The sequence below is a fragment of the Candidatus Dependentiae bacterium genome (genome assembly GCA_026389065.1).
Taxonomy (GTDB): domain Bacteria; phylum Babelota; class Babeliae; order Babelales; family Chromulinivoraceae; genus JACPFN01.
Map to the genome: position 1 here is coordinate 1 of JAPLIP010000061.1, position 6,490 is coordinate 6,490.

The window sequence follows — 6,490 nt, forward strand, 5'->3', positions numbered from 1 at the left end:
GCCATCAAGAGGCGTTGATGCTGGTGCATTATTTTTAACACTTGCAAAAATATTGTTACGAAGCGGCTTTTGTGGAGCATCTAAAACAGTTTTATCTGTTGGCATAGCAAAAGAGCCTTGCGCAAAAACAGAAACTGTTAAAGTCGCAAATCCTAATAAGAAATTTAATCGTGCCTGATATTTCATGTGTTATGCCCTCGCCTCAATTTGATGTTGAGTATTTTGATGTTTTGCCAGCATACTATCACGCCGAGCTGCAAACATTTTTTTGCGCTCTTCCATCTCAACTTGATGAGCGGTTGGTGCCATTTTTATTTTTTGTTCAAACATTTTTCTTTTTTGCTCTTCTAGATCATAGCCCTGGCGTTCTTTTTCTAACGCAGAAGATTTTACCACGTCTTTAGATTTTGCACCACTAGCACCAAAGTCTGCAGCTTTCCCATCAGCACTTTTTGCAAGCATGTAGTGCATTTGCACCGTAGAGCCAGACCTGTCTACATGAACCGTAATTTTATCGCCAATTTTTTTCTCAATAACATTATCAAATGCTAAAACACGGCTCGAAATATCAGTAACCGGCAAACCATCAACTTGAGAAATAATATCATCATAAGAAAAACCAAGCTTTGCGCCCAATGAATCTTTACCAGCCTTGCCAACCCTGCAACCAATGCCTTTACCTTTTTGATACACGGTTGTTAAATCTAACAGGTCTATAAATTGACCAAGGCCTTTAACCTGAGCAATAAATTTATCCACTGGAATATGATACATGCCATTTTTGTGCACGATTGAAAGACCTGCAAGTTCTTTTGCTGTTTCTAATGATAAATCCTTAGATGCATCATTTTCACGAAGATATAAAGTTTCTTGTTGACCATTAGATCTGACAACAACTATATGATCAGGAAGAATTTTAAGAATTTGCGCGTCATTTATTAATTGACCAACATGGTAATTAATTTCTTCTTTGGAATCCTGAAATTGAACCATTGCCACGCTTCGCGACGGTTGGTCATGCAGATAAATAACTCCTTTTAAAACTACAGGCAAGGGCGGCACAAATACTTTTTGTGGCTCAACAGGAACAGTTAATGGGATAGCAGATGGCGCATCAGGCATTTGAGGAACCGACATATCAATTTGCTTTGGTAAAATTGGCGCTCTTGGCAAGAAAGTTCCAAACAAATCGTTTTCATCATAAATCGTTTTAATATCAACAACCGTAGTTATATTTTTTTCTACCGCTTGCATTGCTCCAGGCTCTATAGAAACACGTCGAGGCATTGGCATTTTTACCATAAAAAATACAGCCTGCCCAAGCAGCACTAAAAAAAGCAACGAACTATTAATAGCCCACAATGGTTGTCTCATTGATATTGTTCCCTTTCGAAAGATTCACAACAAATTAACTTTTGCCTACCCCAATTGTCAAGCAATCTTTAAGGTACGACCACAGAATCAAGGATAGCCTTCACTATTTTGTCAGAATTAATGTCTTCAGCGGCAGCTTGATACGTCAAAGAAATTCTATGACGCAGCACATGACCTGCTACATATTTAATATCGTCAGGAATTACAAAATGCCTACCTTGCAAAAACGCAAGCGCTCTGCAAGCTTGAGAAATTGCAATCGATGCGCGAGGAGATGCTCCGCAAGCAATCATTGGAGTCAGCTGATCAAGTCCAAACTTAGATGGAGTACGAGTTGCAAAAACAATATCTAAAATATATTGAATCAATCGATCATCTAGGTAAACCTCTGAAACTATTTGACGAGCCTGAATTAAATCATGTTGCGTTAAAACAGGGTATACAGCAGCAGAAATATTATTACGACGTAAAATTTCTCGCTCCTGATCCATACTTGGATAAAAGACAGAAAGCTTAAACATAAAACGATCTACCTGAGCTTCAGGCAACTGATACGTTCCTTCATTTTCTATTGGGTTTTGTGTTGCAAACACCAAAAAAGGATCATCCAACTTGTATGTTGTTGATCCAATGGTAATTTGACGCTCTTGCATTGCTTCAAGCAAAGCTGATTGAACTTTTGCTGGCGAACGATTAATTTCATCAGCTAAAACTAAATTTGCAAAAATAGGACCCTTTTTTGTATCAAAGGTCATTGTTTTTGGATTATAAATTAACGTACCCACAATGTCTGCAGGCAACAAATCTGGCGTAAATTGTATTCTGCTAAAAGTTATTCCTAAGGCTTGCGCAATAGTTTTAATCAACGTAGTTTTTGCAACACCAGGAACACCCTCGAGCAAAATATGACCGTTTGTCAAAAGACCAATGCTACTCATCATGACAATTGACTCTTGGCCAACAATAACTTTTGCAATTTCACGCTTTAATGATTCAAACTTTGGATGAACTTGCCCAATGCTTTCTGCTAATTTTAATGAATTATGATGCTCCATAAAAAATCTCCAACCAGTTACATTTTAACAATTACATTTTATTTTTATCGTCAGGAATTTCTTGATGAATTGGTCCTTCGGTCAAGCCTCGAATAAACTGATAAATATATGGATCAGTTGATTCCCAAACGGTAGCCGCGTCAACAACGCTTACAATTTTTCCATGATACAAAAGAGCTATGTTGTCTACATACTTAAAAATTTCAACATCGTGAGAAATTACAACAGATGTTACGGTAAGTCTTTTTTGCATACCAGCTATCAATTCATGTACCACGCCAGAAGTAATTGGGTCAAGACCTGTTGTTGGCTCATCGTACAAAATAATTTCAGGATTTCCCATTAATGTTCTTGCAAGACCAACTCGCTTTTTCATACCACCTGAAAGCTCCGATGGATATTTATCAATCGTATCTTCTTTTAAATTTACCAAGGAAAGCTTTTCTGCCACTCGCTTACGAACGTCTGTTGGATTTACACCATTTTCTAAATCAACGATGCCAACATTTTCAAAAACGGTTAAAGAATCTAAAAGTGCTGCGAACTGAAATACATATCCAAACTTTTTAAAATTCTCTTCTCTTGCTTTTCCGGTAAGCTTTACAATGTCGATATCATCAACAAATATAGATCCGTCATCTGGCTCAATCAAGCCAATAATTTGCTTGAGTAAAACAGATTTTCCCTCACCAGACTGCCCAATGATACAAGTAGTTTTTCCTGTTGGAATCTCTAAATCTAATCCATCAGAAATCCAACGACTATTTTCATCAAAGCGCTTTTTTAAGCCAACTATTTTAATTTTATCCATATTAATTTGTTTCAAATATCATCATGGCCAAAAAATAATTTGATATCAATATCAAGATCGATGATACAACCACACATTGAGTAGTTGAAATCCCAACACCTTTTGCGCCACCATAAGTATAATACCCAAAATAGGAACCTACTGAAGTCAAAATAAATCCAAAGACGCTTGATTTAATAAGCCCACCCCTGATGTCTGAAAGTTCAAGAAACTTTTTAACACCATCGATAAAATCAATTGGATTTAAATGATAATAATAAACGGCAACTATGTAGCCACCTAAAATACCAAAAAACATAGAAAACACGGTTACAAACGGCAAAATAATAATTCCCGCCAATACACGCGGGACCATAAGATACTGAAAAACATTAATACATAGAGTTTCGAGAGCATCAATTTGCTCGGTAATTCGCATGGTGCCAATTTCTGCTGCAATTCCAGACCCACAACGACCCGCAACCATTAAGCCTGTAAGAACAGGCCCAAGCTCACGAGTTAATGATAGCGCAACCACAGGCCCTATCATATTTTCTGAGCCAAATTTTGTAAAAGCAGAATATGTTTGAAGGGTCATAACCATACCAGCAAAGGCACCAGTAAGAACGCTAATTAAAAAAGAGTCTACGCCAATGCTAGACATTTGAACGAAAAGTTTTTCAAGCTTAATTCGCTTTGTGCACATAACAAGTGCAGTTTTCCCCACAAACTCACCGTACAAGCCAAAGCTGTTACAAACTTTAATGGTTTTTTCTCCAACCATATTTACAAAATCTGCTATCATGCTCTCCCTTTTTTCATTTTCACCGTCAAGTTTTTACTTATTTCCTGTGGCTTGCCGTGTCCGGCGAAACCTGGAAACACAGGATCCAGCAATTAAACCAAAGTCCATTTACTGGTTTGAAAAAATATTAAATGCTGTCGTCTGTGAACGGAGCTTGATTTTCTGGCAAAGATTGTTGCGGTTTTGATCTGCTATACGAGCTATAGCTTGAAGAGCTTTTTTTTGCTGTGATCATAGACAATGCAAATGAACCACTAAGCAAAAGAAGGCAAAAAACCCAAGTTACTTTTTGAAATGTATCTTGTCCGCCTGAGCTACCAAACAATGCTTGGTTTCCGCCACCAGCGTTTCCAAGACCCATGTTACCTTTTCCGCGCTGATAAAGAACTGTGATAATAACCAAGAAACACAAAACACCATATAAAACTGTCAAAAGCGATAAAAGAAACATTTAAAAATCTCCAACTTAGTTAAAAAATAATTATAAAAATTATACCAGGGATATTATGTAAGACAAGCTTGACTGACAATGAAAAGAGTCGCAAATCAATCTATTCATTGCTAGACCTATTGAAATCAATCGCCATCACCGCCGCTGCCACCAAAGAAAGAATTTACATCATCAACGGAACCGCCACTTCTCTTCCCAAACGGGCTAGGCCTTAAAGGAATATTATCTTTTGTTTTATATTTATACATTTCTTTAATCCACAGCGCAGTGACTGCCATAACTCCTGTAGCATAGACGCATTTTTTCATTTTAACTTTCCATGGAACCTTGGAATCCTTTATCATCTTTGGAATATAAATTAACAAAAGCTTTCCAATCACAAGCAAATCACGAGTAACTTCAAATAACAGCTTTTTATAGAGCGTGTCAGAGTACCCACTCAAATACAAAGCGCTTATTTCAACTATTTTTTTATAAAAATCTGCGATAGCGCCGCTAAGTTCTTCTAGTAGTTTCTCATCTTCTTTTTCTGATTTTCTCGATTCAATTCTATAAACAATATCTTGAACCCTGGATCTTAATAATTTACAGCCAAAGCCTAATACCTCTTCTGATGTTGCTAACTTTCTATCTTCCCGCGTCAAACAAACATGAGATTGTAAGCCAAGCAGAAAAAGAATAATTGAATGTTTTATAAATTTTCTTGTCAAAATTATCATATTTATACCATCTTGTTCTTAAATATGTTTACACACAAAATTATTACACAAGCCAATGTAAACTTTTAGCAACTATATTGTAAAAGGATTTTTATATGTTCTTCAAAAATAAAGCCTCATATCTTTTTTTTCTGCTTACTTTTTATACTGTTTTGCCACAAGCACCTGGCGACGAAAAAGATATGCAAGCCCCTATCGTTTATAGCTATAGCCATATCATTTCTGATCTAAAACAACGACAAAAATTATCAAAAAGCAGGCTCATTGCAATCCCGGCAATTGTTTGCGCAACGCTTTTATTTAATAAAAACTCAATTATCGAAAGCGCAAAAAATTCTCCAATACCCTTTATTGCCGCATCATGTTTTTTAAGCAATTATATAATTGATACTTTTTACAAATATCAAACTATTAACCAAACGCTCGATTTTTTTATATTCTCTCAAAAAATGAGTCACTATATGCTTTGTGCAATGATTTTAAAAAATACCATGAGCAAAAAAGACGAATTTAAAAATATAAATTTTAAAGAAGAAGAATTTTTAACAACTATCGCCCTACAAACTGGATACTCATTTGAAGAGCTTGAACAACTAACCATTGAATTGCTAAATAACAGCCTGCTTTCAATAAACGGCTTGTGCTTTGATATAAACACCACAGAGCTCGGAGAAAAAGTTTATTTTTTATTTAAAGATAAAGTTTCTATGAGCCAAATGCTCATACTCTCAAAAGATGACAAAAGACTTCACAACGCACTGTTAAAATTTTATACCAATCCAGAAAAAGAGTACCAAGATACATTGACAACCATTTGCTCTCTTTTAAAAAATCACCTAGAAACAGTTCTATAAAAAAACTCTTCACTTACTGCCATGATCATGTATAGATTAAATTTTAAACATCTAAATCTTATAAAAAAGGAAGTTTTATGAAAATATTAATTTCGCTGTTTACATTAATTTTAACAAATTCCCATATTTCATTAACTCCACCACCACCACCGCCTCCAATGCCAATGCCAATGCCGGCTGCAAAAGTAGCGACTCCTATTGCCGCAAAGGCGCCTGCTCCAATGCCGGTTGCCGCAAAAGCAGCAACTCCAATGCCTATGCCGGCTGCAATGCCAGTTGCTGCCAAAGCACCTGTTGCGGTAGCACCCGCAAAACCGACCACGCCAAAGTCAGTAAGCTTTAGAGCGCCTTTTAAACTACAAGTCCTACATACAGGAGGAACAAAGATATCTATTAGCGCCTACTCTCTTGTTTATTCTTTCTTAGACTCCAAGAAACAATA

General features: G+C 36.4%; 9 protein-coding genes. 2 read left to right on the forward strand and 7 right to left on the reverse strand.

Going from position 1 to position 6,490, the window contains the following annotated elements:
* From NTU89_04360 to NTU89_04390, 7 genes are all read right to left on the reverse strand, one after another.
* A partial coding sequence (locus tag NTU89_04360; protein ID MCX5923761.1) for a hypothetical protein occupies positions 1–186 on the reverse strand: 186 nt, incomplete at its 3' end.
* Positions 187–189: 3 nt separating this feature from the next.
* A complete protein-coding gene (locus NTU89_04365) occupies positions 190–1,374 on the reverse strand; it encodes a hypothetical protein (protein ID MCX5923762.1) in 1,185 nt (394 codons plus the stop codon).
* 68 nt (positions 1,375–1,442) lie between these two features.
* A complete protein-coding gene (locus NTU89_04370; protein MCX5923763.1) occupies positions 1,443–2,429 on the reverse strand; it encodes a MoxR family ATPase in 987 nt (328 codons plus the stop codon).
* A 31-nt stretch (positions 2,430–2,460) separates the two neighbouring features.
* The gene (locus NTU89_04375) at positions 2,461–3,240 is read right to left on the reverse strand and encodes an ATP-binding cassette domain-containing protein (protein ID MCX5923764.1); all 780 of its coding nucleotides are present in this window, start codon (positions 3,238–3,240) and stop codon (positions 2,461–2,463) included.
* A gap of 1 nt (position 3,241) precedes the next feature.
* Positions 3,242–4,024 carry an ABC transporter permease gene (locus NTU89_04380; GenBank protein MCX5923765.1) on the reverse strand — a complete coding sequence of 261 codons (783 nt, stop codon included), beginning with the start codon at positions 4,022–4,024 and terminating at the stop codon, positions 3,242–3,244.
* Positions 4,025–4,151: 127 nt separating this feature from the next.
* On the reverse strand, positions 4,152–4,475 hold the full coding sequence (secG, locus tag NTU89_04385; GenBank protein MCX5923766.1) for a preprotein translocase subunit SecG: 324 nt from the start codon (positions 4,473–4,475) through the stop codon (positions 4,152–4,154).
* Positions 4,476–4,600: 125 nt separating this feature from the next.
* Positions 4,601–5,194 (reverse strand): hypothetical protein, encoded by a 594-nt coding sequence (locus NTU89_04390; protein ID MCX5923767.1) that lies wholly within the window; start codon positions 5,192–5,194, stop codon positions 4,601–4,603.
* Positions 5,195–5,289: 95 nt separating this feature from the next.
* On the opposite strand from NTU89_04390, the gene NTU89_04395 reads away from it, so the two are divergent.
* Both NTU89_04395 and NTU89_04400 read left to right on the forward strand, forming a co-directional pair.
* A complete protein-coding gene (locus NTU89_04395) occupies positions 5,290–6,048 on the forward strand; it encodes a hypothetical protein (protein ID MCX5923768.1) in 759 nt (252 codons plus the stop codon).
* Between the two features lie 77 nt (positions 6,049–6,125).
* Positions 6,126–6,490: hypothetical protein (locus NTU89_04400; protein MCX5923769.1), on the forward strand; the 365-nt coding region annotated here is incomplete at its 3' end.